This window comes from Myxococcus hansupus (assembly GCF_000280925.3).
Classification (GTDB): domain Bacteria; phylum Myxococcota; class Myxococcia; order Myxococcales; family Myxococcaceae; genus Myxococcus; species Myxococcus hansupus.
The window spans coordinates 8,285,108-8,310,928 of sequence record NZ_CP012109.1; the positions used below are offsets into that span (position 1 = coordinate 8,285,108).

General features: G+C 69.5%; 20 protein-coding genes. 5 read left to right on the forward strand and 15 right to left on the reverse strand.

Features of this window, described 5'->3' with window-relative positions:
* The first annotated feature begins 17 nt into the window (after positions 1-17).
* Positions 18-1,397 (forward strand): hypothetical protein, encoded by a 1,380-nt coding sequence (locus A176_RS32640; RefSeq protein ID WP_002640216.1) that lies wholly within the window; start codon positions 18-20, stop codon positions 1,395-1,397.
* Positions 1,398-1,541: 144 nt separating this feature from the next.
* Here the strand turns inward: A176_RS32640 and A176_RS32645 are convergent, their stop codons facing one another.
* From A176_RS32645 to A176_RS32660, 4 genes are all read right to left on the reverse strand, one after another.
* Positions 1,542-2,714, reverse strand: a complete 1,173-nt coding sequence (locus A176_RS32645) for a Fic family protein (protein ID WP_044890180.1) — start codon at positions 2,712-2,714, stop codon at positions 1,542-1,544.
* 616 nt (positions 2,715-3,330) lie between these two features.
* On the reverse strand, positions 3,331-3,846 hold the full coding sequence (locus tag A176_RS32650) for a hypothetical protein (RefSeq protein ID WP_002640218.1): 516 nt from the start codon (positions 3,844-3,846) through the stop codon (positions 3,331-3,333).
* 97 nt (positions 3,847-3,943) lie between these two features.
* Positions 3,944-5,056, reverse strand: a complete 1,113-nt coding sequence (locus A176_RS32655; protein WP_002640219.1) for a metallophosphoesterase family protein — start codon at positions 5,054-5,056, stop codon at positions 3,944-3,946.
* The gene (locus tag A176_RS32660) at positions 5,056-6,285 is read right to left on the reverse strand and encodes a hypothetical protein (protein WP_044890182.1); all 1,230 of its coding nucleotides are present in this window, start codon (positions 6,283-6,285) and stop codon (positions 5,056-5,058) included. Before A176_RS32660 ends, A176_RS32655 begins: the two co-directional genes overlap by 1 nt.
* A 211-nt stretch (positions 6,286-6,496) precedes the next feature.
* Here A176_RS32660 and A176_RS32665 point away from each other — a divergent pair, with 211 nt between their 5' ends.
* On the forward strand, positions 6,497-9,313 hold the full coding sequence (locus A176_RS32665; protein WP_002640221.1) for a serine/threonine-protein kinase: 2,817 nt from the start codon (positions 6,497-6,499) through the stop codon (positions 9,311-9,313).
* A gap of 227 nt (positions 9,314-9,540) precedes the next feature.
* Here A176_RS32665 and gyrB read toward each other — a convergent pair whose 3' ends face one another.
* Complete coding sequence (gyrB, locus tag A176_RS32670; RefSeq protein WP_044890183.1) at positions 9,541-11,988, reverse strand: DNA topoisomerase (ATP-hydrolyzing) subunit B; 2,448 nt, start codon at positions 11,986-11,988, stop codon at positions 9,541-9,543.
* Between the two features lie 157 nt (positions 11,989-12,145).
* Positions 12,146-12,604: a hypothetical protein gene (locus A176_RS32675; protein WP_002640223.1), complete on the reverse strand. Its 459-nt coding sequence runs from the start codon at positions 12,602-12,604 to the stop codon at positions 12,146-12,148.
* Positions 12,605-12,704: 100 nt separating this feature from the next.
* On the opposite strand from A176_RS32675, the gene A176_RS32680 reads away from it, so the two are divergent.
* A complete protein-coding gene (locus A176_RS32680) occupies positions 12,705-13,460 on the forward strand; it encodes a GNAT family N-acetyltransferase (RefSeq protein ID WP_021781295.1) in 756 nt (251 codons plus the stop codon).
* A 204-nt stretch (positions 13,461-13,664) separates the two neighbouring features.
* On the opposite strand, the gene A176_RS32685 is transcribed toward A176_RS32680, so the two are convergent.
* The 6 genes from A176_RS32685 to A176_RS32710 form a co-directional block, all read right to left on the reverse strand.
* Positions 13,665-14,483 carry a helix-turn-helix domain-containing protein gene (locus A176_RS32685; RefSeq protein ID WP_002639717.1) on the reverse strand — a complete coding sequence of 273 codons (819 nt, stop codon included), beginning with the start codon at positions 14,481-14,483 and terminating at the stop codon, positions 13,665-13,667.
* On the reverse strand, positions 14,483-16,630 hold the full coding sequence (locus tag A176_RS32690; RefSeq protein WP_002639716.1) for a cation:proton antiporter domain-containing protein: 2,148 nt from the start codon (positions 16,628-16,630) through the stop codon (positions 14,483-14,485). Before A176_RS32690 ends, A176_RS32685 begins: the two co-directional genes overlap by 1 nt.
* A gap of 101 nt (positions 16,631-16,731) precedes the next feature.
* Positions 16,732-17,100 carry a response regulator gene (locus tag A176_RS32695; RefSeq protein WP_002639715.1) on the reverse strand — a complete coding sequence of 123 codons (369 nt, stop codon included), beginning with the start codon at positions 17,098-17,100 and terminating at the stop codon, positions 16,732-16,734.
* Between the two features lie 354 nt (positions 17,101-17,454).
* Positions 17,455-18,066: a DUF2378 family protein gene (locus tag A176_RS32700; protein WP_002639714.1), complete on the reverse strand. Its 612-nt coding sequence runs from the start codon at positions 18,064-18,066 to the stop codon at positions 17,455-17,457.
* Between the two features lie 214 nt (positions 18,067-18,280).
* A complete protein-coding gene (locus A176_RS32705) occupies positions 18,281-19,441 on the reverse strand; it encodes a pyridoxal-phosphate-dependent aminotransferase family protein (RefSeq protein WP_002639713.1) in 1,161 nt (386 codons plus the stop codon).
* A gap of 205 nt (positions 19,442-19,646) precedes the next feature.
* Entirely contained in the window at positions 19,647-20,942 is a 1,296-nt protein-coding gene (locus A176_RS32710) for a M20/M25/M40 family metallo-hydrolase (RefSeq protein ID WP_002639712.1), read from the reverse strand.
* A 177-nt stretch (positions 20,943-21,119) separates the two neighbouring features.
* Between A176_RS32710 and A176_RS39175 the strand changes: the two genes are divergently transcribed.
* Both A176_RS39175 and A176_RS32715 read left to right on the forward strand, forming a co-directional pair.
* Positions 21,120-21,272 carry a hypothetical protein gene (locus A176_RS39175; protein ID WP_158513120.1) on the forward strand — a complete coding sequence of 51 codons (153 nt, stop codon included), beginning with the start codon at positions 21,120-21,122 and terminating at the stop codon, positions 21,270-21,272.
* Complete coding sequence (locus A176_RS32715) at positions 21,272-22,219, forward strand: ATP-grasp domain-containing protein (RefSeq protein ID WP_044890184.1); 948 nt, start codon at positions 21,272-21,274, stop codon at positions 22,217-22,219. The genes A176_RS39175 and A176_RS32715 overlap by 1 nt, the downstream gene beginning before the upstream one ends.
* Positions 22,220-22,226: 7 nt before the next feature.
* Here the strand turns inward: A176_RS32715 and A176_RS32720 are convergent, their stop codons facing one another.
* The 3 genes from A176_RS32720 to A176_RS32730 all read right to left on the reverse strand — a co-directional run bounded on the left by A176_RS32720 (position 22,227) and on the right by A176_RS32730 (position 25,817).
* Positions 22,227-23,603: a hypothetical protein gene (locus A176_RS32720; protein WP_002639709.1), complete on the reverse strand. Its 1,377-nt coding sequence runs from the start codon at positions 23,601-23,603 to the stop codon at positions 22,227-22,229.
* Between the two features lie 211 nt (positions 23,604-23,814).
* Positions 23,815-25,002: an MlaD family protein gene (locus A176_RS32725; protein ID WP_002639708.1), complete on the reverse strand. Its 1,188-nt coding sequence runs from the start codon at positions 25,000-25,002 to the stop codon at positions 23,815-23,817.
* Positions 24,999-25,817, reverse strand: a complete 819-nt coding sequence (locus tag A176_RS32730) for an ABC transporter ATP-binding protein (RefSeq protein WP_002639707.1) — start codon at positions 25,815-25,817, stop codon at positions 24,999-25,001. The genes A176_RS32725 and A176_RS32730 overlap by 4 nt, the downstream gene beginning before the upstream one ends.
* Positions 25,818-25,821 lie beyond the last annotated feature (4 nt).

The window sequence follows — 25,821 nt, forward strand, 5'->3', positions numbered from 1 at the left end:
CGAAAGGAAGCACTCCCATGAAGCGCCTCTTTGCATCCCTCCTGACGCTCTCCGCTCTTGCCTTCACGCCCGCCTGCGGCGACGACAACACGCCCGACAACCCGAACCCGCCCCCGACCGACACCACCGAGGACGTGTCCTCCAACATCACCCAGGACACCACCTGGAAGGCTGGCTTCACGTACACCCTGAAGAACTACATCTTCGTGGAGAGCGGCACGCTCACCATCGAGCCGGGCGCCCGCATCCTGGGTGACCAGGGCAGCGCGCTCGTCATCACGCGCAACGCGCGCATCCACGCCGTGGGCACGGCGGCGGCCCCCATCGTCTTCACCAGCTCGCGCCCCGTGGGCAGCCGCGCGTCGGGTGACTGGGGCGGCGTGGTGCTCCTGGGCAAGGGCCACGTCAACGTCGCCGGTGGCGAGAACGCCGTGGAGGGCTTCTTCGCCTCCGAGAGCAACCCGCTGACCCGCTACGGCGGCGGTGCCACCCCGGACGCGTCGCACAACTGCGGCTCGCTGAACTACGTCCGCATCGAGTTCGCCGGCTTCGAACTGTCCGAGGACAACGAGCTCAACGGCCTCACGGTGGCCGGCTGCGGCTCCGACACCGACCTGGACTACATCCAGGTGCACCTGGGCGCGGACGACGGCATCGAGTTCTTCGGCGGCTCGGCCAACCTGTCGCACGCCGTCGTCACCCAGGCGGATGACGACTCGCTGGACTATGACCTGGGCTACAACGGCAAGATTCAGTTCTTCATCGCCCAGCAGAACGCGGTGGTGGGCAACTACGGCATCGAGGCGTCCGGCAACCGGAACCAGAACGCGGCCACGCCGCGGTCCACGCCGGAAATCTGGAACGCGACGTTCATCGGCTCGGGCCGTCCGGCGGGCACCAGCCCGGTGCAGTCCGGCATGGTGTTCAACACCGGCGCGGGCGGCAAGCTGAACAACATCATCGTCGCGCACTTCGCCGACTTCGCCATCGACGTGAGCGGCACGGCCTCCGCGGCCCTGTGGAACCAGGCCACGCCGGAGCTGTACCTGCGCAACACGTTCTTCTGGAGCAACCGCGGCGACACGTCCTCCATCCAGTTCGTGCCGAACCCCTCGGTGGACTCCAGCGGCAACATCACCAACCCGGACGTGTCCAACTTCAACGAGCAGGAGCGCGTGCTCGCCTCCGGCCTGAACAACCGCGTGCTGGATCCGCAGCTCACCGACGCTCGCAACCTGACGGCGCCGAACTTCATGCCGGCGGCCGGTTCGCCCGCGCTGAACCCGGACAACGCCGCGTCGCCGCCGGGCGGCTTCTTCGACCCCTCCGCCCGCTTCGTGGGCGCGCTGGGCACCGAGAACTGGCTGGCCGGTTGGACGGCGTTCCCGGAGAACTGAGCAACCTTCGCTGAGTTGAGCCGGGCGCCTCCGCCGAACGCGGGCGGAGGTCCCGGCCCCATGGCCCGGTCGAGTGCGGCGCGCGGAGGGGGGCTCCGGCGACCGCACGCGGCTGGGCCGTGGCCTTTTCGTGAGACGGGTGCGTCAGCGCTCCGCTGGACGCCCCTCTCCGTCACGCTCTTGCGTGCCCAGTCCGTGCTGCTCGAAAAGAGCGAGGTAGGGGTCATACCGATACAACCGGTTGCGCTTCTGACCGGTGGTCTCCCGGAGGAGCCCCGCTTGTTCCAGTTGCTCGATGGCCGTGGCGGCCGTCACATACGAGCACGCCAGGAACTGCTCCGCGGCGCGCACCGAGAGCAGCGGGTATTCGAAGAGGTGGTCCAGGAGGCGCACGGCCTGTGCGTTGCTGGAGAGCTTCTGCCGGGACGCTTCTCGAAGCTTCAGAATGGAGCGCGCGGTGTTCGTCGAGGCGGCACTCACTTCCACGACGCCACGCAGGAAGAAGCGCAGCCAGCCTTCCCAATCGCCTGCGGTCCGGACTGCCGTCAACCTGTCGTAGTACTCGGCCCGATGCGCCTTCAGGTAGACGCTGAGATACAGCAACGGGCGTTCGAGAATGCGGCGCTCACAGAGAAGCAGCGGAATGAGCAGCCGCCCGACACGACCATTGCCGTCGAGAAAGGGGTGAATGGTCTCGAATTGAGCATGGGCGAGCCCACACACGATGAGCGTGGGCAAGTCACCCGGCGCATGGAGGAACTTCTCCAGGTGGCTCAACGCGGCCTCCATCTCATGAGGAGGCGGTGGAACGAAGGTCGCGGTCTTCAGCGTGCAGTTGTGAGGGCCAATCCAGTTCTGGCTCGTTCGAAACTCGCCTGGACTGCGTTCACTGCCGCGCACCCCCTCCATCAACTTCGAGTGGATTTCGCGCAGCAGGCGAAGGGAAAGCGGCAGTGTTTCGAGGCGCTTCAGCCCGTGGTTCATGGCCGCGATGTAGTTGACGACCTCTTCTGCATCATCCTTGGCGCGCTTGGCGCCACGCTCGTCCAACTCGTACTCGAGGACGTCCTCCAACGTGCTCTGCGTTCCCTCAATTTGTGAGCTGAGGACCGCTTCATGCCGCACGTACATGGCGACGAAGAGGTCCGGGTTGGGGAGGATCGATGACACCCCATCCAAGCGCCCCAGTGCACGGTCCGCCTGGCTCAGAAGGGAGGCCAACTCGCCATCGAACCGAACGCTGGGGTCCGGCGGCAACGGCGATGGAATGAAAGCTCGGTACCCCTGAAACTGCCGCACGTACCTACCCGCTCGCATCCCGCCTCCCCCGCCCCTCTTGCGCAACGCGCGCGGTACGACCTGAAGCTCCGCCCCTTATTTCAATAAGGGGCCTCGAGTTAAAATAGCGACCTCCTGAGCGCCTCCTTGTTTCAAACCGCAGCACCACGTTCTTGAGGAGGCACGTTCCCGGCAGAAGCGACCTCCGCTCCAACAGGATTCAGGCACGGCGCTGCACCAAGCAGATGGCGTGCCAGTCAGCACCCTCCCCCGTACAAGCAGGGCTCCCTTGATTCGTCGGAGGGCGTCTTTCATTCCGTGGGGACTCGGTCGCCACGCGCTTCCGGATGCGCGTCCACGGGCCAGGACGGCGAGGTGCCAGTGCCCGACAACATGCGTCGCATCTTGTTGGAACGTGGCGAAGCTTCCCGAGCGCACCGCAGGCCTGCACTTCGGAAACATCCACGGCACGTGTGCGGCGCGACACGCACCGCGTTGGCGCATCCGCCTGATGGAGCAGCGACGACACTTCGGGACGGGACAGAGCGCCTACGCATCCGTCCAGCAGCGACCCGGCTCAACTCGCCCCATGACGTTCATGAGGCCGTCCGACAGCCGAGACCTATCGGACGGCCGTGTACCGCAGGTGGGCCGATCAGGCCTCGGACAGCATGCCGTTGCCCGTCTGGTGCGCGTGGGCGGCGAGCGCCTCCGGCGTGGCGCCGTCCGTGAACAGCGACGCCCCGGACGCGGCGCGGGCCTTGGGCGGACGGCCACGGCGACGGGGCGCGTTCTCGTCATTCCCCTGCGCCGCGCTGACCGTCTCCACCCCACCCGTGGCGCCCTTGCGTGTCGGCTTCGGCAGGTGGATGCCCTCCAGCCGCGCGGCGAGCTCCGCGTTCTCCTCGGAGAAGACGCGCGCGTACGCCAGCGCCCGCTGGCCCTTCTGCAGCAGCGCCTCCTGGCTCTCCTGCAGCGCCTGACGCGCGGACTCCAGCGCCGCCTGGGCGCGGGCCACCGCCTCCGCCTGCTCCCGCACCTGCTCGGCCGCGGCGTCCAACACCTCGCCGTTCATGTCCGGGAAGCGGACCTCCGCCAACTCCGTGGAGAACAGCTCGAGCAGCGCGCGCAGCGCCGGGGAAATGGGGTCGTTCTCGTTCGAGTCGAACATGGGCGGGCCTCCTGGCTCCGTGCGGGAAGGAGGCCCCTATCTGCCCAGATGTTCAGTGTCAGATCAAGAGGGTAGGCTAAAACAGCCTCCCTGCGGATCAATCCACGCGCACCAACGCCGCCTGCTGGAGCCCGTCGTCCGCGCTGACGTCCACTGCCAGATAGTGTCGGCCCACACCGTCGAACGTCTCCGGCAGGGCACCACCGCCCCCCGCGATGAAGGCGGGGATGCCCGCGTTGGTGAACGAGTAATAGGAGTGGATGTGCCCGTAGAGCGTCAGGTCCACGCCCGCGCGCGCCATCTTCCCCACCAGCCCCGCAGCCTCGCCCCGGTTCGCGAAGCCGCCGCCGCGCAGGCCCACCGGGTCCTGCGGCGGCACGTGCATGGACACCACGTGCGTGCCCTGCCGCCCCGACTCCAGCCACCCGTCGAGCTGCTCCTCCACCCACGGGTCCAACGTGCCGTTGCTGGAGTCCAGCACCGTGAAGCGCACGCCCTTGAAGACGAAGCTCTGGCTGCCTCGGCCCACCAGCGCGTGGTACTCGGCCGCGTCGCGGGTGAACGTCTCGTGGTTGCCCAGGGTGGCGTACAGCGGAATCCGTGAGCCCGCCTCCAGCCGCTCCTGGAACTCCAGCAGCTCGTCGCGCGTGCCGGACTCCGTGAGGTCTCCCGCGAAGAGGATGAAGCGCGCCGAGTCATCCCGCCGCATGCGCTCATAGATGTCCCCGACGCGCGGCAGCGCCTCCTGCACGTCCGCCAGCGAGAGGAAGCGGAACGGCTCCCGCGTCTCCGCGTCCGGCGGCGCCACGGAGAGGCGCACCGTCGACCCCGAGCGCAGCGCCACGCGCCACACCTTCACCGTGGGCAAGGCCTGCGGCAGCGCCTCCAGCGTCAGCGCCGCGCCACCCTCCTCCTCGGCCACCAGCACCGCGTCTGGCATCGCGTTGCGCACCGTCACCATCCAACTGGACGGCGCGTCCGCGCCCACCTCGATGCGGGTGGAGAACGCCGGCGCGTTGCCCCAGAACACGAGCGAGCCCGGCGCCAGCTCACGCACCGACGCCAGCCCGTCCGCCACCGCCACCGTCAGGCCACCCTGCTGGGCCTGGCCCACCTTTGAGTCCACGATGGCGCGGTTCTCCGAGGGCCGCATCCCGCACCCCGCCACCACCAGCGACGCCAGCACCCACCCCTTCGCTCCCACGCGCATCACCGCTCACCTCCCAGGGCGTAGATCAAGGACAGCCGTCCCACGAGCGCGCCACCCGCTTGCACCTCGGCGGCCACGCCCCACGACTCCGTCAGCAGCGCGCGGCCTCGCAGGCCAAAGGCGCCGACGATGCCGCCACCTCGAGAGCGGATGCCTCCGGCGAAACCGTCCTTCCGGTGGTCGTAATAGAGCATCGCCTCGCCTCGGAACGGTCCGCCGCCCCGGCCCAGCCACACGCCGTAACCAAAGGTGTAGAGGAGCTGCTCGTGCAGGTTCCCGTCACTCACCGCGCCCGGATAGGTGAACGTCTCCAAGGAGGTGCCCAGGCTGACCTCCGCGAACGAGCCCGCCAGGGCCGGGCTGAGGCGTGACATGGCCAGACGTCCGCGCAGGCTCACCTCGCCGCTGACCATGGCGAAGCCTTCCGTGGGGTAGCGGTGGAACTGGCCAAAGGCCTCCACGTCCAGCGCGCTGCCGTCCGTCCCCACCAGCGAGCGCTCCGGCGCGCCCATCAGACGCCATGCGCCGCCCAGGCGCACCTGCGTGTTGCCTTCGGAGGGGTCCACCCGAACGGTGCCCAGCAGCCGCAGCGATTCAAAGCGGGCCTGCGCTCCCACCGTGAGGAAGTGGCGGTAGTCGAAGGACGTGTCATTCACGTGCTGGTAGCCCACCTCCAGCTCCAGCGGCGGCAGCATGGGCGGCGCCACGCCCGGGTCGAAGGCTGGCGACGTCACCGCATAGAGGTTGGCCAACGCGGAGATGCCCAGCGTGCTGAAGCCCGCCAACGTCACCGCGTACAGCGGAGCGATGGTGCGCCGCGACGCCCCCGTGAGGACGATGGGCACACCGCCCAGCGCGATGAGCCCCAGGCCCGCGCCCTCCAGCGCGAAGAGCCGCTTCGCGGTGTGCGTGTCCCCCGCCACCAGGGGCGCGAGCCCGTGGAAGAGCAACCCGGGCACCACCGCCACCGGCACCGCCCACGGCTTGAAGTCCGGGCGCCTCGGTACGGCCTGGGCATCCAGGGACACCTCCGTGCGCGGTGGCGCGTCGGCCGCCACCGCCGGGTTCCCGAGCGATGACGCGGGCGCGGGCGGGGCCTGGACGGGCGCATCCGCGGGATGGGCGGTGTCCGGCGTCCCCTCCTGGGCCAGGCCCGGAGTCGAGAACAGCCACACTGCAATCAAAGACAGGGAGGCCCACCGCGAACGCAGGGGGTGCTCGGACGCCATCAGCTCCGCCTTTTTCTCAGCGAGGGACCGGCCGCCCCCACCCTCCGGCCGGGCCGGACACAATCTCGTAAATAACCGGAGGGGAGCCTCTCACAGCCGCCCCTTCGATGAAGAAGTGTGAAGGTACGAGACCGGTGGTCGCTGAAAAACTTCGCAGGGAGTGCAATCCGGATCCGGGACTTTCCCCGGAAGGAGGGTATGCTCACGTCCCGTGGCGGAAAACAGCCCTCAGCACTTCGGCAAATACGTCCTCCTCTCGAAGATTGCCGCGGGAGGCATGGCGGTCACCTACCGCGCACGGATGACGGGCGCGGCGGGGGTCACCAAGCCCTGCGTCATCAAGCAAATCCTCCCGCACTTCGTCGACGACACGGACTTCGTCGAGATGTTCATCGGAGAGGCGCGGCTCGTGGCCAGCATGAGCCACAGCAACATCGCGCAGGTCTTCGACTTCGGCGAGGTGGACGGGCAGTACTTCATCGCCATGGAGTTGGTGCAGGGCCAGCCCTTGTCCAAGGTGCTGCGCCGCGCCCAACGCATGGGGATGGGCGTCTTCCCGGAGGCATTGGCCCTCCACGTGGCCAGCAAGCTGTGTGACGGCCTGGACTACGCGCACCGCCACATTGGCGAGGACGGCCAGGCCATGGGCCTGGTGCACCGCGACGTGTCGCCAGACAACGTCCTCATCTCCTACGAGGGCGAGGTCAAGGTCATCGACTTCGGCATCGCCAAGGCGACCAGCGCGGTGGAGGCGAAGACGTCTCCCGGCACGCTCAAGGGCAAGTACCCGTACTTCTCCCCGGAGCAGGCCCAGGGCCGGCAGGACCTGGACGCCCGCACGGACGTGTACGCCGCGGGCGTCGTCCTCTACGAAATGGTGTGTGGCAAGCGCCCCTATGAAGGGGAGTTCGTCACCGTCCTGCCCCGAATCCTCGTCGGAGACTGCCTGCCGCCGTCCGTCCTCAACCCCGCCGTCAGCGCGGACGTGGAGACGGTCATCTCCCACGCGATGGCGCTGGACCGCGAGGCGCGCTACCAGACGGCGAAGGACTTGAGCGAGTCGCTGGTGGAGCTGCTCTACCGCGACAACCCGCGCTTCACCCCCACCCTGCTGTCGCAGCTCATGGCGCACCTCTTCGCCGAGGAGTTGACCGCCGAGGGCCGCAAGGTGGAGCTGTCCGCCGCCTTCCAGGAGCAGCTCGCCGCGTGGCAGACGGGGGCCGTGGAGCCCTCGCAGGGCCGCGCGCGGCTCCCGTCCAGCAACAGCCAGCGGGCCTCCAGTCCCGGCATCCGCAGCCGGCCGGGCAGCGACAGCGGCAAGCCCGGGAGCGAGGGCGGACGCCGCCCCACCACGAGCAACCCGGGGGCTCGCCGGCCCACCAGCAGCGGCGTGCGGCGGGTGACGAATCCGCAGGTTCCGCGCTCCGAGGGCGGCGCGCGGAGGACCTTCACCTCCGAGCGCCCCGCGCTCCCCGCCCCCGCGCTGGACGAGGAGCCGTTCACCGACGCGGGTGACGCGCCGCCCCCCACCCTGGCCGCGCCGCACGACACCCCCGTCGAGGTGCCCGCCGTCTCGCCCACCGAAGGCAAGGAGCCCACCACCGAGGCGCATTCGGTGGGGACGTGGGGCCCGAAGGGCTACCGCACCACCGTGGACGATGCCCGCGACAAGCTGGCGCGCGAGGAGGCCGCGCGCGTGGCGCAGGGCAAGGAGAAGGCGCGCACCCTGACGGTGAGTGTCTTCGCCATCGCCGGGGTGCTGCTCGTCCTCGGCGTGTTCTACAAGCTGGTCATCGCGCGCGACTCGACGTTCGACGACATGTCCGCGTCGTCGACCACGCTGTGGCTGGCCTCCAAACCCGCGGGCGCCACCGTGCGGCTCAACGACCGGACGCTCCAGGGCGTCACGCCGATGATGATTGAAGTCCGCATTGGCGAGGCCAACACAGTGGCCCTCACGATGCCGGGCTACCTGCCCTGGACCAAGCGCTTCACGCCGACCTCCACCCTGGTGGAGCCGCTGACCGCGGAGCTGAAGCGCGCCACCGAGCCCGAGAAGCCGCCGGTCGTGGCGGTCAAGGCCACGCACGTCCCCGGAAACACGGGCGCCACCGTCAGCGACGACGCCGGCGCGACGCCCAGCGACGACGCCGGCGCGGTCGCCAGCGCCGTGACAGGGGAGGACGCGGGCGCGCCGCTGGCCGCGGACAGTGGCGGCGCGGAGCAGGCCGTGGCCCAGGGCGGCCCGGTGCAGGACTCCGCCACCTCGCCCACGGCCCGCCCGATGAACGAGGAGGACTACCCCACGCGCATGCTGGTGCTGCGGCCCCGGCACAATGCGGCGCCCATCGCCGAGTACGCCACCGCGAGCATCGAGCTGAACCCGGCCACCACGTATTCGGTGTGGACGCAGGGCACCGCCGCGCTGGCCGAGGGCCGGGGCACCGCGTCCAACACGCTGGCCTATTACATCGAAGGCGACGTCCCAGCGGACAACAGCTTCGGGCTGCTCGGCGCGTCGACGCGCACCATCAAGGGCGCGCGCAAGCTCCACGTCTTCGCGCTGGACGAGAACGGCCCGGACGACAACAGCGGCGCCGTGCGCATCAACGTGCGCCAGTCCGCCTACGTGCCGCCGCGCTCGTTCACCTTCGAAGCGAAGGAGCACGCGGTGCAGTTGAAGCCCGAGCACCAGATGCTGCTGCGCGGCCTCGACCCCAAGTCCACCTACCTGTTCACCGTTCGGGATGACCTCGCGGAGCTGCGCTCGGGCCCCAACGGCCGCGTGCGCCAGGTGCTGTGTATGGAGCGGCGTCCGGAGCCCGCCTCGGTGCGAGTCACCCACCGCATCCTCCAGGCGGGAAAGCGCTACCAGGTGTCCGGCGCGGAGGACCTGCACTGCACCTTCCCGGACGCGCAGGTGGGCGACAACCGGGGCGCCTTCGAGGTGGACATCGTCGACGTGACGGCCATGTCCCGGAAGGAGCGCGCCGAGGCGCTGAAGGGCTCGGGCCGCTCGGAGCGGTAGCAACCACCCGGGCGAGCGGCGCCGCCGGGGCCTTCGCCTGGAGTGTGGGTGACTACCCTTGGGGAATCGAGGCCCCGCGCGTCGTCCAGCGACGGGGGCCTGGCTTCCTTCCGTAAGGGCTACCGAGGGCCCGGCAACACGGAGGCCCGGTTCGACAAGGACGGGAAAGGCACGTGGGCGCGGGGCCGAGGGGGCACCGGGCCCACGCGTCTTTCCAGTCGGGCTGGCTAGATGTCCAGGTTCTGCACATCCAGGGCGTTGCGCTCGATGAACTCGCGCCGCGGCTCCACCGCCTCGCCCATCAACAGCGAGAAGATTTCGTCGCTCTCCACCGCGTCCTCCACCCGCACCTGGAGCAGCGTGCGCGTGGCGGGGTTCATGGTGGTGTCCCAGAGCTGCTCCGGGTTCATCTCGCCCAGACCCTTGTAGCGCTGCAGGCCCAGGCCGCGCTGCGCGTCCTTGCGCACGGCGGCGAGCACCTCCTGCACCGAGAAGACGGTGATTTCCCCCGCGTCCACGCGGACCTTGTACGGCGGCTTGCCCAGCGCCACGAAGGCGTCGCGCAGCGTCGACAGCTCCACGTACTCCGGCGAGGACAGGAAGGCGTGGTCGAGCACCGTCTCCCGCATGGCGCCGTTCACGTCGGTGTGGAACACCAGCTTCTTCGTGTGGTGCTCGGGGTCCTGCACCAGCTCGTGGCGCACGCGGCCCAGCACGTCCGGCATGCGGCGCTCGAAGGTGTCGTAGGCGGCCTTCACGGCCGTCCCCAGGGCGGCCTCGTCCGCCAGCGTGTCCGCCGACAGCCGCGCGCCCTGCACCAGCGCGTCCACCACCCGCGCGTCACGGCGCTTGGCCTGCTTCTCCAGGCGCTCCTCGTACGTAATCACCTTCTCCAGCAGGCCCTTCAGCTCCGCGCCGCCCAGCTCGCCGTCGGGCGTCAGCACGCGCGCGTGCTCGGACGCGCTCTTGAGCAGGTACTCGTTGAGCGCGTGCTCGTCCTTGACGTACTGGTCCTTCTTGTTGCGCGTGACTTTGTAGAGCGGCGGCTGCGCGATGTAGAGGTAGCCCTTCTGGAGCAGCTCCGGCATCTGCCGGAAGAAGAAGGTCAGCAGCAGCGTGCGGATGTGGCTGCCGTCCACGTCGGCGTCCGTCATCAGGATGATGCGGTGGTAGCGCGCCTTCTCCGGGTCGTAGTCCTCCGCGCCGATGCCCGTGCCCAGGGCTGTAATCAGCGTCACGATTTCGGCGCTGGTGAGCATCTTCTCGAAGCGGGCCTTCTCCACGTTGAGGATCTTGCCGCGCAGCGGGAGGATGGCCTGGTTGCGCCTGTCCCGGCCCTGCTTCGCGGAGCCACCTGCGGAGTCACCCTCGACGATGTAGAGCTCGCTCTCGTTGGGGTCGCGGCTCTGACAGTCCGCCAGCTTCCCGGGGAGCCCGCCGCCGTCCAGCACGCCCTTGCGGCGCACCGTCTCCCGCGCCTTGCGCGCGGCCAGACGTGCCCGGCAGGCGTCGCCAATCTTCGCCACGACCTTCTTGGCGACCATGGGCGTCTCTTCCAGGAAGGAGCCGAGCTGGTCGTTCACCATCTGCTCGACCAGGCCCTTCACCTCGCTGTTGCCCAGCTTCGTCTTCGTCTGCCCCTCGAACTGGGGGTTGGTCAGCTTGACGGAGATGACGGCGGACAGGCCTTCCCGCGCGTCCTCACCGGTGGGCGTCTCCTTGAGGTCCTTCCAGAGGCTGCCCTTCTCCGCGTAGCTGTTGAGCGTGCGCGTCAGCGCCGCCTTGAAGCCGGACAGGTGGCTGCCACCCTCGTGGGTGTTGATGTTGTTCGCGAAGGTGTAGATGCGCTCGTCGTAGCCGTCATTCCACTGCATCGCGATGTCGAGCGTGACGCCCTCGCGCTCCGTGCTGAAGGAGATGGGCTTGTCGTGGAGCGTCTGCTTCGACTTGTTCAGGTACTCCACGAACGAGGAGATGCCGCCGTCGAACTTGAAGTCGTGCTCCTTGTTCGTGCGCTCGTCGCGGATGGTGATGTGCAGGCCCGCGTTGAGGAAGGCCAACTCGCGCAGACGCTGGCTGAGCGTCTCGAAGTTGAACTCCACCATCTCCATCACCGTGGAGTCCGGCTTGAAGGCGATGTACGTGCCGCGCTTGTCGGTGGTGCCCACCTCGCGCGGCGGCGACTCCGAGATGCCCTGCGCGTACGACTGCTCGTAGACCGTGCCGTTGCGCTGGACGCGGACCTTGAACCACTCCGAGAGGAAGTTGACGCAGGTGACGCCCACGCCGTGGAGGCCACCGGAGACCTTGTACGCGCCGTTGCCGAACTTGCTGCCGGCGTGCAGCTCCGTGAGGACGACCTCCAGGGTGTCCTTGCCGGGAAACTTGGGGTGTGGGCCCACGGGGATGCCGCGGCCGTTGTCCTGCACGCTCAAGGAGCCATCCACGTGGATGACGACCTCGATGTCGGTGCAGTGCCCGGCCAGGGATTCGTCGACCGCGTTGTCGACGACCTCGTACACGAGCTTGTGGAGGCCGTAGGCCACCGTGTCGCCAATGTACATGCCGGGGCGCTTCCGGACCGCCTCGCGGCCCTCGAGCTTGGTAATGCTGTCCGTCCCATACTCCGCGGGCGGCGGAGCAACCGCCGAGCCGGTAGCGGGGGTCTTTTCCATGTGAAGCTGTCCTTGGGAAAAGGAGCCTTGCAACAGGTCCGTGCGTACCACTTCAAGGCACGTCGAACAAGGTTAACGAGGACTCGCAAGGCTGCGTAAACATTCGTGAAATCCGCCTGGCCGCCTGCCTGGGAGGCCGCCCCGGGAAACGGGGTGTTCAGGCGTCGAAACGAGGCGGCGGGAGACGCTCCTCCAGCGCCGCGATCAACTCCTCGAAAACAGCCTTCCGGGCGAAGAGATGCCGGGTGACGAGCACTCGGCCTTCCTCCTTGAGGAACAGGGCGAGCACGCCCCCCTTCCGGCCAATCCGGCGCACGTGGTCAATCTGCCCCCAGTGCAGGTCCAGCTCCCGCGGGCTGAAGGGACGGGCCACGCGCACGCCCCGCGCGTCCAGCGTGACGCCCCAACCGGAGCGCGGCCGCAGGCGGTGGAAGGACACCAGGAAGGTCAACATCAGGCCCGCCGAGACGCCGGCGCGGGCCATGGACTGGACGCCGCCTTCGGAGCGGGCATCGGCCAGGGCCCAGGCCGTCAGGACGGCCAGCACGCACGCGCCCACGAACAAGGCGATGCGGGTGGCGCGAGGGTCAAAGGCGTAGAAGCGCGGGCTGCTCATGAGTGCCCCCGCACCCTAATCCTCCCAGCGCCCGGGTGCGCGGTTTTGAGCGCCGCGTGTGTTCTCCGCCGGGCGGAGCGGTCCTACGCTCGGACGCGCCATGACGAATGCCGAGCTGACCGCGCGCCTGTTGCTGAACGTCATCGACTTCAAGCACCTGCAGCGGGAGCGGGGCACGCTGCGGCACCTGGGCCTTCCGGGCGTGGAGGCCTTCTCCATCCCGGAGCGCCCGGACCACCTGCGCTTCCATCAGGTGTACTTCCACGACGCCGGGGCGCTGGCCGTGGCCCTGCCCGCCCTGGAGGATTTTTTCCGGGGGCTGGCCATCCCCGCGTGGCGCGTGGCGCTGCTGCCCGGTGACGCCGACGGCCGACGGGTGCTGGAGGGCGCGGGCTTCCGCCCCGACCCGGTCCGGATGGATGCCATGGGGCTGGCGCTGGAGGACATCCCGGACACCCGGCCCGCCCTCCCCCTGGAGGCCTCCGAGACACAGGACGACATGGTGGCCATCAACAAGCGCACCTGGAGCGCGCTGGGCGGACAGCTCGATGTCTGGCTGCGCCCGCCCCGGCTCGCGGTGCACACGCTGGTGGTGAAGGAGGGCGGCGCCCCGCTGGCGTGTGGAATGGCCCGGGACGTGGGGGACACCACGGGCATCTACATGGTCGCCACGGTGCCCGAGGCGCGGGGCCGGGGCCTGGCCGCGCAGGTGATGCACGGCCTGCACCACCACGCCCGGGCCCGAGGGATGAAGGCCGCGGTGCTCCAGGCCACGCCCGAGGCGAAGCCCCTCTACCAACGCCTGGGCTACCGCGACCTGGGCGCTTGGGAGAACTGGGGCCGCGCGGGTGGGTGAGCCGCCGACGAGGCGAAGCCCCTCTACCTGCGCCTGAGCAACCGCGACCTGCGCGCTTGGAAGAACTGGGGCCGCGCGGGGGAATGAGCCGCCGACGAGGCGAAGCCCCTCTACCAACGCCTGGGCTACCGCGACCTGGGCGCTTGGGAGAACTGGGGACGCGCGGGAGAGTGATTCAGCCGCGGGCCCCGACCGGCGCGTGAGTCAGCGCAGCGCCTCCAGCTCCGACAGCGCGGAGAGCACCTGGGCTGGCTGGCGCAGCTCCATCAGCCGATCCGCCAGTCCGTAGGCGGCCAGCCGCGCCACGTGCGCCAGACGCACCAACCGGACGCTGCCGTGGCCACCATCCAGCGCCGCCACCACCAACCTCAAGGGCTGGCCATCCGGCGTGTCCCCCTTCAGGGGCTTGGCCAGCGTCACCAGGGCAGCCGCGGGCGCCAGCCCCGGCATGAAGGCATGGGGCACCGCCACGCCCGAGCCCACCGCGCACGAGGACTCTTCCCCACGCTCCCGCAGGCCCTTCACCAGCAGCGCCGCGTCCACGCCGGGGCGCCCTGACGCCAGACGCTCGGCGACCACGTCCAACACGTCATCCCAGCCCGAGCAGGACAACTGGAGCACCATCCGCTCCGGCGCCAGGAGCGGCGCGAGCGGCGGCACGGGGGTGTCCGTCCGGGTGCCGCGCACCGGAAACTCCGCGTCCAGGAAGTCACGCACCCGGGCGAGCTGCCCCCCGGACAGCCTCCGCCGGGCAATCTCCAGGAAGAGCGCCCCGGCGCCCGGCACCTCTTCCAGGTACCCGGCGACATAGGGGCTCACGCGGTTGGCCACGTCCATCAACAGCGCGGGCGGAACGTCCAGCTCGCGGGCGATTGCCGTCAGGCGCTCGGGCGTGGGCGGCGCGTCCACGCCGTTCTCCACGCGGCTGAGGTAGGCACTGGACACGCCGATGCGGCGGGCCAAATCCCGCAGGGACAGGCCCGCGTCCACGCGCAACAACCGGAGGGTGGCTCCCAGATGCATCAGCTCCTCACGGGCAGCGCTCGGGCCGCGTGGGGGCCATTGTCGGCGGCCTCGGGGGTGGCCTCCGCCGCCGACGCCGGCGCCGGGTCGCACACCACCAGCAGCGACCCGGGGGCGTCCCGGACGATGCGCTCGCGATGCAGACCGAAGACCTTGTCCTCGAGTCCCCACTGTGCCCCCACGCCTACGATGACCAGGTCATAGCCGTGGCGCGCCTCCTCGAGCGCGGCCTCGTCGGGCGCGTCGCTGCGAACCACCTTCAGCACCACGCCGCCCTCGGTGGACGGGAACAACTCCTCCACCTGCGCCCGGGCCCCACCATGGCCGCCCAGGTCCGCCGTCACGTGCAGCACCGTCACCTCGGCGCCGGACTGCTTCATCAGCCGCCGCGCCAACGCCAGCGCCGCGCGGTCATGCTGGCTGCCGATGAAGGGCACCAGCACGCGCTTGATGTCCGCCAACCCCCGGTCCACCAGGACCGCCACCGGGCCGCTGGCCTCCTGCATCACCTCATGCACCGTGCCGCCCAACACCGTCTGACTGAAGAGCGGCTTGTGCCAGCCCAGCAGCACCAGGTCCGCGCGCCGGGCCTTGGCCGTGCGGCAGATGTCCTGCGCCGGCTCCCCGGAGACGAACGACAGCGGCCGCACGGAGAGCCCCAGGCTTTCGGCCCGCCACAAGAGCGGCGTCAGCGCGCTGTCCTCCTCCGGGTCCCGCTGCTGCTCGGGCCGCAGCGACGCGCGCTCCGGCGACACCAGGTGCAGGGCATGCAACTGCGCACCCTCTTCCGCGCCCGTCAGCGAGCGCGCCAGCGTGGCCATGCCCGGCCCCGCCTGCCCGTGGGACACGCACATCAACACGCTGTAGGGCACAGCCCCTGGCTCCACCGGCATCGGAACCACCACGCGGTCCCGGGCCAGCTCCTCCGTCGGGTAGATCCACCGCAGCAGCGGCGTGGTGATGAACGTCGTCACCAACGCCATCAGCACCATCATGGTGAAGAGCTGGGGCGAGATGACCCCCAAATCCAGGCCGATGTTGAGCACGATGAGCTCCATCAGCCCGCGCGTGTTCATCAGGATGCCAATGGCGCTCGCCTCGCGCCATCGCAGGCCCGTCATCCGCGCCGCCACCGCGCTGCCGCCGAACTTCCCCAAACAGGCCAGCACGATGATGACGCCGCAGGTCACCCAATCCTCGGCGGTGTTCAACAGGCCGATCTGCGTGCGCAGACCGCTGAAGGCGAAGAAGACGGGCAGCAGCAACACCACCGCCACGTCCTCCAGGCGCTCCGCCAGGGACTCCGCCAGCCGGCCCTCCTTCGGAATCACCGCGCCGAAGAGGAAGGCGCCGAAGAGGGCATGGATGCCGATGAGCTCCGTCACGCCCGCGGACGCCAGCAACATCACCAGCGTGACGGCCACCACGTTCTGGGTCAGGCCCTCGCGGCTGGCCACCCGCGCGCCCAGCCGAGCGAGGAAGGGCTTCACCACCATCAACATGAAGACGATGTAGGCCAGCGCCAGCACCGTGGTGAGCCCCGCCTGCGCCAGGCTCGACGCGCGGACGATGGACACGACGAAGGCCAGCAAGCACCACGCGGTGACGTCATCCACCGCCGCACAGGCGATGGCCACCGTCCCCACCTTCGACTGGAGCAACCCGCGCTCGGTCAGGATGCGCGCGAGCACCGGGAAGGCGGTGATGCTCATCGCCACGCCCATGAAGAGCACGAACGACGAGAACGGCACCTCCGGCGACGACAGGCTCTTGTAGAGCCACAACGCGCCCGCGCCCGCGCCCAGCGCGAAGGGCACGACGATGCTCGAGTGGCTGATGGCCACCGACGTGTGCCCCCGGCCCTTGAGGAGCTGGGGGTCCAGCTCCAGGCCGATGAGGAACATGAACAGCACCAGGCCCACCTGGCTGAGCAGCGTCAGCACGGGCATGGATGAGGCCGGGAACAACGAATTCATCACATCCGGCGCCAGCCACCCCAGCAGCGACGGCCCCAGGACGATACCGGCCACCACCTCCGCGATGACCAACGGTTGCCCCAACCACCGCGCGCCACGGCCAATCAGCCGCGACAAGCCAATGATGACGATGAGCTGCAGAATCAGCAGCGCGAGTGCGTTGGTGTGCATCCGGCCCTCCACGTAAAGTGTTAAGCTGGCACTTACCAACCTGATCCACATGCGTCAACGGAGGGCGACTCGCGGCGTCGCCGGGCACACGCCCGCCTGCTTCAGGCCGTCAGATGCTTGCCGACCGCGTCCAGCAATGTCTCCACGTCCACGGGCTTGCGCAGATGTCCGCAAGCGCCAATCTCGTCCGCGACCTGGCGCGCGTTGGCGGACGCGGAGAACACGAGCACGGGGATGTCGCGCCAGGCGGGGACCTGCCGCATGGCCCGCGCGAAACCGCCGCCGTCCATGATGGGCATCATCATGTCCAGGAGGACGAGCCCGGGCAGCTCGGACGCGCCGCCCAGCACCTCCAGGGCGTGTTTGCCGTTGCTCGCTCCCAGGACGGTGTACCCCGCGTCACGCAGTACCTCCTCCAGGGCCTCCCGCAGGTCCGCGTCGTCATCCACCACCAGCAACGGCCGGCTCACTCACGCCTCTCCTTTTCTTCACCAACGGCCACGCTGGACGAGCCGTGACGCGGACCTTGGATACATCCGAGCTTATCGCTCGTCCCGCTCGCGCGAAGCAGTGCTTCGCACGCTCGCCAGGCCCAGGTCCCGCCACACGGAAACAAACACCCCGACACCGGGCACAGTAACGGGGATGCGCCCGTAGCGATGTGACGAAGCGCACGCGCAGCGATTCCGACCGATGGCTGGTGAACGTCCAGGCGGCGTCACACCGGTTTTCCAGGGCCGCACACGGCCCATGGATTCGGAAACGCCCCACGCTGAACGCGAGGCCCGAGGCGTCCGCCGCCTCGAGGGCCCTGAGACATCACGCTACTTCCAGGAAAGCTCGTACTCGCTGTCGAGCAGGCCGACTTGCCGGCCGTGGACCCGGACCTCTCGCGCCCCCACGGCCTCCAGCACGCCGTGCAACACACCCTCGTGGTAGGCGGCCGGCATGAAGTCGCGACGCATGATGAAGCGGGCGCTCGTCTCCCCCGTCCACACCGGGTAGCGCTCGCCGTACGTCACCGCGGCCAGATAGGCCTCGCCCAACGACTCCAACAGGTGCCGCGGCTTGCCGTTGGCCGTGCGCATCAGCTCGCGGCCGAACATGGAGGCCACGAAGTCCACCGTGGCCTGCGTGCCCATGCGGCGCAGCACGCCTTCGAAGCCGTCCAACTGCGGCGCCAGCAACCGCGCCGCCGTCGACGACATCCGGAGATAACGGGAGATGGGGTACAGGTGCAGGAGGTTGATTTCCCACATGCCCGCCACGCCCTTGCAGCGGGCCACGGCGCCATCGCCGCCCAGGAAACCCACGACGTCCAGCGTGCCCTGGAAGAACATGCCCCGGGCCATGTCGTCGTCCGTGGCCGCCAGCCGGCGCAATTCCAGCTCCCAGGCCGCGCCGCCACCCGAGCTCGATTCATAACCCGCGTACATGGTCATCTCCCCGAGGGGACCCAACAGGTCACCCGGGGAACACGCCGCCACCTGACCTCGCGGATGCTTCCGGGCTCCCTGGATTCCCCCCACTTCCGGGAAGCCAACAGTCGCATATTTTTACGGTACTGTCGAACCAAACTCGTTTCGCCCCGGGGGCCGAGAGAAGCATCCACCAGCCAACGTAATCCGGTGGAAAAGCCCCTTTGTCAGCTCACCCCGCAAGCAAGGACGCCTGCGCGGCGGCAACGCCAGCCCCGGGCTCGGCCCGGTGACCCGCGGCGGCCAAGGCGCGCTCCAGCGCCCCCACGGTGGATAGGACGTCCGCGGGGCCCACGCGGTTCATGTGGCCCACGCGGAAGTAGCGCGTCTTCAGGTCCGGGTGCAGGCCACCGGCCACCACGACACCCTGCCCCTTCACCCCGCCCACCAGCGCCGCGTCCACACCTTCCGGGTAGTACACGGCGCTCAAGGTGTTGGCGGCCACGGCCTCGGACGTGGGCAGCAGCCGCAGCCCCAACGCCTTCCACCCCGCACGGAAGGCCCGCGCCATGCGCTGGTGCCGGGCGAAGCGGGCCTCCATGCCCTCGGCCAGAATCTGTCCCAGGCTCACGTCCAGCGCCGCCACCAGGTTCACCGGCGGCGTGGCGAAGTAGGCCGGCTTGCCCGCTTCGTAGGCCTCCATGATGGGCAGCCACTCCGCGAAGTCCGCGTAGACACTGGCCACCGGCGCGCGACGCTTGCGCCACGCCTCCATGGCCCGGGGCCCCACGGTGAGCAGCGCCAGCCCGGGCGGCACACCCACCGCCTTCTGGCTGGCGGTGAGGTACACGTCCGCCTCCCACGCGTCCTGGCGGAAGGTCTCCGCCGCGGTGGCGCACACGCCGTCCACCACCGACAGCACCCCGTGCTTGCGCGCCGCGCGCACCAGCGGCTCCGCCGGCGCGAGCACGCCCGTGGACGTGTCCACGTGGGTGATGGACAGCAGCTTGAAGCCGCCCTGGGACAGGTGCGTCTCCACCTCGTCCAGGGAGGGCACGTCGCCCGGCGGCGCGCGCACGTGCGTCACCTTCGCGCCGTGGCGCTCGAGAATCTTCGCCATCCGGTCGCTGAAATAGCCGGTGTTCACCACCAGCGCCGCGTCACCGGGCTCCACCAGGTTGGCCACCGCCAGCTCCATGGCCAGCGTGCCGGAGCCGGAGACGACGAAGGGCTGCGCGGACGGCGCCAGGCACACCTCGCGCAGCCGCTTCAGCGCCCGGCCGAAGAGGGCGATGAAGGCCGGATCCGTGTGACTGAGCGTGGGCGCGCCGAGCGCCTGGAGCACCTCCGGCTCGAACTCCACCGGCCCCGGAATCATCAGCAAATCTCTCACGGTGTCACCGCTCCTCTCACACGTCCGCCGTGGACGGAGATGCCCACGGCCCCGGTTCGACTGTGGCGGCCCCCGGTCGCGCTGTCCACGCACATGTGCCGCCGGGGGCGGGGCGACCGGGCCACTGTTCGGAAATGTCGGGACATTCGCGGCGCAAAACCCCCGACATTTCCGAACAGCGAGCCGCCCGATGCGCTCCGGAGGCCTACAGGCGGACCAGCAGCTCGCGGAGAATCGCGAAGCCCTGTCGGAAGTCCTCCAGCCGGGCCTGCTCGTTGGGGGCGTGGTAGTACTGCATGTCCCCGAAGCCGGTGATTTGCACGTCGCAGCCCTGACGTTGCAGGTCCCTCACCAGCGGCAGCGAGCCGGTGAGCGAGAAGGGCGTCGCCGCCACGCCGCGAACCACCTGCATCGCCTCCTTCAGCGCGCGCAGGCCGTCGGAGTCCAACCGGCAGGCGATGCCCTCGGTGCCCGTCCCCTGGAAGCGGAACGCCAGCGTGCCGCGCTTGCCGCCCGCCGTGCGCGCGTGAGGAAAGTGGGCCGGGGCGTCGCCGCGCTCCAGCCGCGCGTCCAGCTCCCGCATGAAGCCCTCCACCTCCTGCTGCACCTTCGCCAAATCGTAGAAAGGCGTGAGCCGGATGTCGCCGCGGATGACGACGTCGGCGGGGACCTTCGTCTCCTTGGTATTGGGGGCCTCCACCACCGTGGCCTTGAGGCTGGAGGATGACAGAAAGCCCCAGCGCTTCTCGTCCTCCGTGGGCGGGAAGCGCTCGTGGAAGAAGCGGGCCAGCTCCAGCGACGCGGCCATGCCCAGCTCCAGCGCGTTGACGCAGTTCTGCGGCATGCCGGAGTGGCCGCCCACGCCCGTCACCTTCAGCTCCCACAACGTGACGCCCGCGGTGCCCAGCGTGGGGCCGAAGTTCGCGCTGTCGAGCCAGTACACCGGCTGCCCATCCAGCGGCTTCAACTTCCCCTGCTCGGCCACGTAGTTGAGGCCCAGGCCGGGCAGCTCGGACGACTCCTCGTTGGAGATGAGCACCACCTTCAGCGTGCGGCTGGGGCGCACCTTGCGTTCCGCGAGCTGGGCCACCAGGTCCGTCAGCACGGCGACGTGGCCCAGACAGTCGGTGACGCCACGGCCGTAGAGCACGCCGCCCGGGCCCTCCCACAACGTGAAGGGGTCGCGATCCCAGCCCTCCGCCTTCTGGTCGGCGGGGACGACGTCGAAGTGCGCGCCAACGAAGCCGATGGCGCCCTCACCCTCGCCCGGAATGGTGAGCACCAGACAGGGACGCGCTTGCTGTCCAGGCCCGGCGATGGACTCCGCCTGGATGAAGCCGCTCTCGATGTGCGGCGCCAGGGTGTCCAACACCACCTGCGCGGCCAGGCGCTCCTCGGGCACGAGCCCCGCGCCAGGGTTGTTCTGCAGCTTCGGAGTCAGGGCGATGAGCTTCCGGAGCACATCGAGGAAGCGGTCCTCACGCAGGGCAAGTGCTTTCATGGGCGGGATTGGAGCCCAGGCACCCGGGAGAAGTCACCGGAAAGAATGGCAAACCTTTCCGGGTCGCGAGGGACGAAGCCCCACGGGCGCCCGACCGACCGGTGCCTGACACATCCGAGTCACCGGACACCCCACGCCGATGCGTCCCCACGGGTGCGGCCCCATCGTGTCCTCACCATGCCCAAGCCACGTCCATCGAAGCCGCCTCGCGTGCTGTTCATCCGGGACTGGGCGCCGACGTCCGCCGGGCCTCGCCCCCAGCAGACCGACCCCGTGACGACGATGAAAGTGGGTGAGGAGTCCGACAGCGGCGACGACCTGCAACGCTGATGGCGCCCAGGCGCGGAGGCACGGTGGTGTTGGTGGGCTCGCGCGCGGATGCCCATGTCCAAGAGGTGGCGCGCAGGCTCCACGCCGAGGACGTGGACGCCTTGGTGGTGGACACGCTCGCGTTCCCCGAGGAGACGCGGCTGTCGCTCACGGAGGACCTGGCCGGCATCGTGGTGGACGGGCGCGAAGTGGGACGGCCCGCCGCCGTGTACGTGCGCGGTCTTCATGCGCACCCGCTGGCCGCGAAGGTGGAAGCGCACGACGCCATGGACGCGGACTGGCGCACCACGCTCACCGCGTTTCGAGAGAAGAGCGCGCTGCTGCTCGGCGTCTTGGGACGCTGGGAGCGCCTGGGCGTGCCGCTGTACAACCCGCCCTCCGCCGACTGGGGGATGCACAAACCCGCGCAGCTCGCCGCGCTCCAGGCCGCGGGGCTGCCCGTGCCCCGGACGCTTTGGACGAATGACGCGGAGGCCGTGCGCCGCTTCGCGCGGAGCGGACGCGTGGCCTACAAGCCCATCGCGGGGGGCGCGGCCACGCAGGAGCTGTGTGAGGACGACCTCACGGAGGAACGTCTCGCCGCGCTGGCCGCCGCGCCCGTCACCTTCCAGGAGTTGCTGCCGGGCGAGGACCTCCGCGTGTACGTGCTGGACGGCGCCGTCATCGCGAGCCTGCGCGTCGTCTCGGCGTCACTGGACTTCCGGCAGCACGAGGCACGCATCGAGCCGGTGACGCTGCCCCCGGACATAGCCAGCGCCTGTGTGAAGGCGTGCGAAGTGCTGGGCCTGCGGTGGACGGGGTTGGACCTGAAGCGGGATGGGGACGGCGTGCCCAGGTTCCTGGAGCTGAATGGCTCGGCGATGTTCCTGGGCTTCGACGCGCGCGGCGGCTCGGACGTGGCGGGACAGTTGGCGCGTGCGCTCGCACGGCACGCGCGCGACGTGTAGCGCGTGCTCAGCGACGGCCGAGGAACTGCGGGTCCTTCCAATCCCAGAGCCGCTCCGGGTGTTCGTCCACGTCGAGAGGGAAGCTGTTCCACCGGTACACGGCGCGCGAGCTGGCGCCGTGGACGTGGAGGACCAGGCTCAGCACGGCGAGCACCGCGAAGGTGGCCGTGAGTCCGCGCCGGGCCTCGGGGCCTTGCCATCGCAGCGCACGCACCACCGGCACGAGGAAGAAGACGAGGAAGGGCACCATGTCCGAGAAGAAGCGCGGACCATACGAATGCCCCGCCCACCAATGCGGGAAGGTGGAGATGGCGACCCAGTGCAGCGTCACCACCGCGAGCAGGACCGCGTGCAGCCGCGTGAAGGCGCGGGCGCGGAAGTCCAGCCACAGCCCCCAGGCGCACAGGAGCAGCACGGGGGTGTAGACGAGCAACCCGCGGGCGGGCGACACGAGGTTTCCGGCCAGGGCCTCGGCCACGCGTGACGCGGACAGCTCCAGCCGCTGCGGCTCGTAGTACGGCGCGAGCACGGAGCCGTAGTGAGCGAGGTTCACCGTCACCCACGGGATGGCCACCCCGAGCGCGCCCGCGAAGAACTTCCACGCGTGACGTGGAGAAGTCCCCAGCACGTAGAGGGATAGCAGCAGCACGGAGATGCTGTTGGTGGGCCTCATGACGTAGGCGAGCGCGAGGAGCATCCCCGCCCAGGCCACGTGGCGTGGAGCCTCACGTGCGAGCACGAGCGCCAGCAACACCCCGGTGAGGCACAGCAAGGAGGGGGCGTGCTGCCACAGCGCGCGGCTGGCGGTGGAGAGCAGCGGCGTGCAGAAGACGAAGACGGCGGCCAGCAGCAGCGCGCGGCGGCGAGACAGGTGCAGCGCGGTGCCAAGCACATACATGACGACGCCCGCGAGCGCCGTCAGCACGGAGGCAAAGAGGCGCTGGGGACCGTTCCACGCATCCAGGTCCACACGGCCCGTCGCGTCGTAGAGGTGGCGCCAGTGCGCCAGGGGATGCGCCAGCGCGGGATGGAGACTGCCCGCGGGTGTGGCGAGGCGAACGAAGCCATCCACCAGCACCACCATGGGCACCGCGGCGAGGGAGGGGCCCAGGGGGAAGTAATTGTAGAGGTGGCCGTCGCGTTCGTAGAGGCCGTGGCGATAGGACTCGAAGGTCGGCGCGTACTCGTCCAGGTCGAGGTTCCCCTCCCGCAGCAGCGACAGCGTGGTGGGGAGCGTCAGCTTGGAATCGAAGGGCGTGTGGACAGGGAATGCCGCCAACGCCGCGAAGAAGCCCACGAAGAGCAGCGCCCGCCCGGCCCAAATCCGAGACATGGCGCGCACGGGCGCGGAGGCAACGGGAGCGCAGACGGCGGATGGGTTCATCGCGGTGGAGGGCCGCCGTCTTAATGGCTCAGGCCCACGAAAGCCAGGAGCCACTGCAAAGACTGACACCTGGGCCCACCACGGCGGGCCTGAATAGACTGTCGGGTTCAGGCTTCGGCTTCCACCGGCCCTGTCAGCGCCAAAGCCTCATATCTGGAAGGCAAGTGGCGGGCGGTGCCTGCACTCCACCACCCGCGCCCAGTAAGCCGAATCAGGGCTGAGCCGCCGTCTCCCCAGCAGGCGCCGTCGCGGGCGCCTCGGTCCGGGGCTCCACGCGCTCCACCTTGCCCACCTGGTCCAAATCCTCCCGGTTGCTCAAGGAGAAGCGCACCAGCGCGCGGAGGATGCGATTGCGCTTCACGTTGCCAATCACCTCGCGCAAATCCTCGTACACCGTCGGGTCGCTGATGAGCCCGCCCACCGTGCCGTCGCCCTTCGCCACCGTGGACGTAATCTGCTTCAGGTCCGCCGCCGCGCTGCCCAGGTCCGCGAACATGCCGCTCGCGTCGCCGTACACCAACTGGTGCACCGCCCCGTTGGGGCTCTTCTTCGCGTCCTCGATGAGCCCCGCGAGCTGCCCGGCCGCCGAGCCCAGCTCGGTCAGCGCCTTCGCGCCATCCTGGCCGTAGACGAGCGCATGCGCGGTGCCATCCCCCGTGCGCACCTCGCGCAGAATCCCTTCCAGCTCACCCACCGCGCCATCCACCCGCGCCGCGGCCTGAGAGGCGTTCGCCAACAAGCCCCGCACCTCGCGCCCGGCCTGCTTGTCGTAGATGAGCGCGTGCAGCACGCCCTCGCCCTTCGCCACCTCTTCCAGGAGCGCCCGCAGCGCCGACACACCGCGCGTCACGTCTTCGGCCAGCTCCGGGTTGGCGTAGGTCTCCACCGCGGCCCGCAGCGACTTGCTGATGGCCACCGAGTTCTCCATCACCTGCGAGGCGCCATTGAGCAGCGCCGACAAATCCCCGCTCGTGGACGACTTGAGCACCCCGCCCGGCTCCACCAGCGGCGACGTGGGATTGCCCAGGGAGATGTCCACCGCCTTGTCGCCCAGCACGCCCATGCTGGACAACTGCGCCACCGAGTCCTGCCGCACGCGGTCCGTGTAGCGCGAGGCCACCTGGAACTGGACCTCCAGCCGAGGGTCCTTCGGGTCGGGTGAGAAGACAATGCCCGTCACCCGGCCCACATTGAGTCCGCCGAGCCAGACGGGAGATTCGTCACTCAGGCCCTGCACGTTGGCGAAGTAGGCGCGGTACGTCGTCTTGCTTTCGAACAGCCGCGACTGCTGGCCAATGACCATCACCACCACGCTGGCCACGGCCAGCCCGATGGCGACGAAGAGCCCCGCGCGAAACGCCAGACGGCGCTCGGTTCCAGCGGGAGAGAACAAGCTCATGGCGTCCCTCCGGGATACAGCTCCACGCGGCGCGCGTCGAGGAAGGCCCGCACCTCCGGGACGGTGGAGTGGAGCATCTCCTGCGGATTGCCCACCTGCACGATTCTCCGATTGGCCAACATCGCGATGCGGTCTCCCACGGTGAACGCGCTCACCATGTCGTGGGTCACGACGATGGAGGTACAACCGAGCCGGGTCTTCATCGAGTTGATCAACACGTTGATGGACTGCGTGGTGACGGGGTCCAGGCCCGTGGTGGGCTCATCCCAGAGGATGACCTCCGGCTCCGTGGCGATGGCCCGCGCCAGCCCCACGCGCTTGCGCATGCCGCCCGACAAGTCGGAGGGCATCAGCCGCTCCGTGTTGGGCAGGTCCACCAGCGCCAGCTTCTCCGCCACGCGGGCGCGGACCTCGTCCGCGGGCATGTCCGGGAAGTGCTCGCGCAGCGGATACGCCACGTTCTCCCCGACGTTCAGCGAGTCGAAGAGCGCCGCGCCCTGGAACACCATGGCCACGTGCCGGCGCACCGGCATGAACTGCTCCTCCGAGAAGCGCGTCAGGTCGTGCCCCTGGAAGAGGATGCGGCCGGTGTCCGGCGTCAGCAGACCGATGAGGCACTTGAGCAGCACGCTCTTGCCCGTGCCCGAGCCGCCCATCACCACCAGCGTCTCGCCGGCGCGCACGTCCAGGTCCATGTCGTCATAGACGCGCTTGGCGCCGAACGCCTTGGTCAGGTGCTCGAAATAGATGAGCTGCTCACCCGCGCGGGGCCGGAGGAACTGGAACTCGGTGGCGGACGGAGAGGAGGAGCGCATGGCG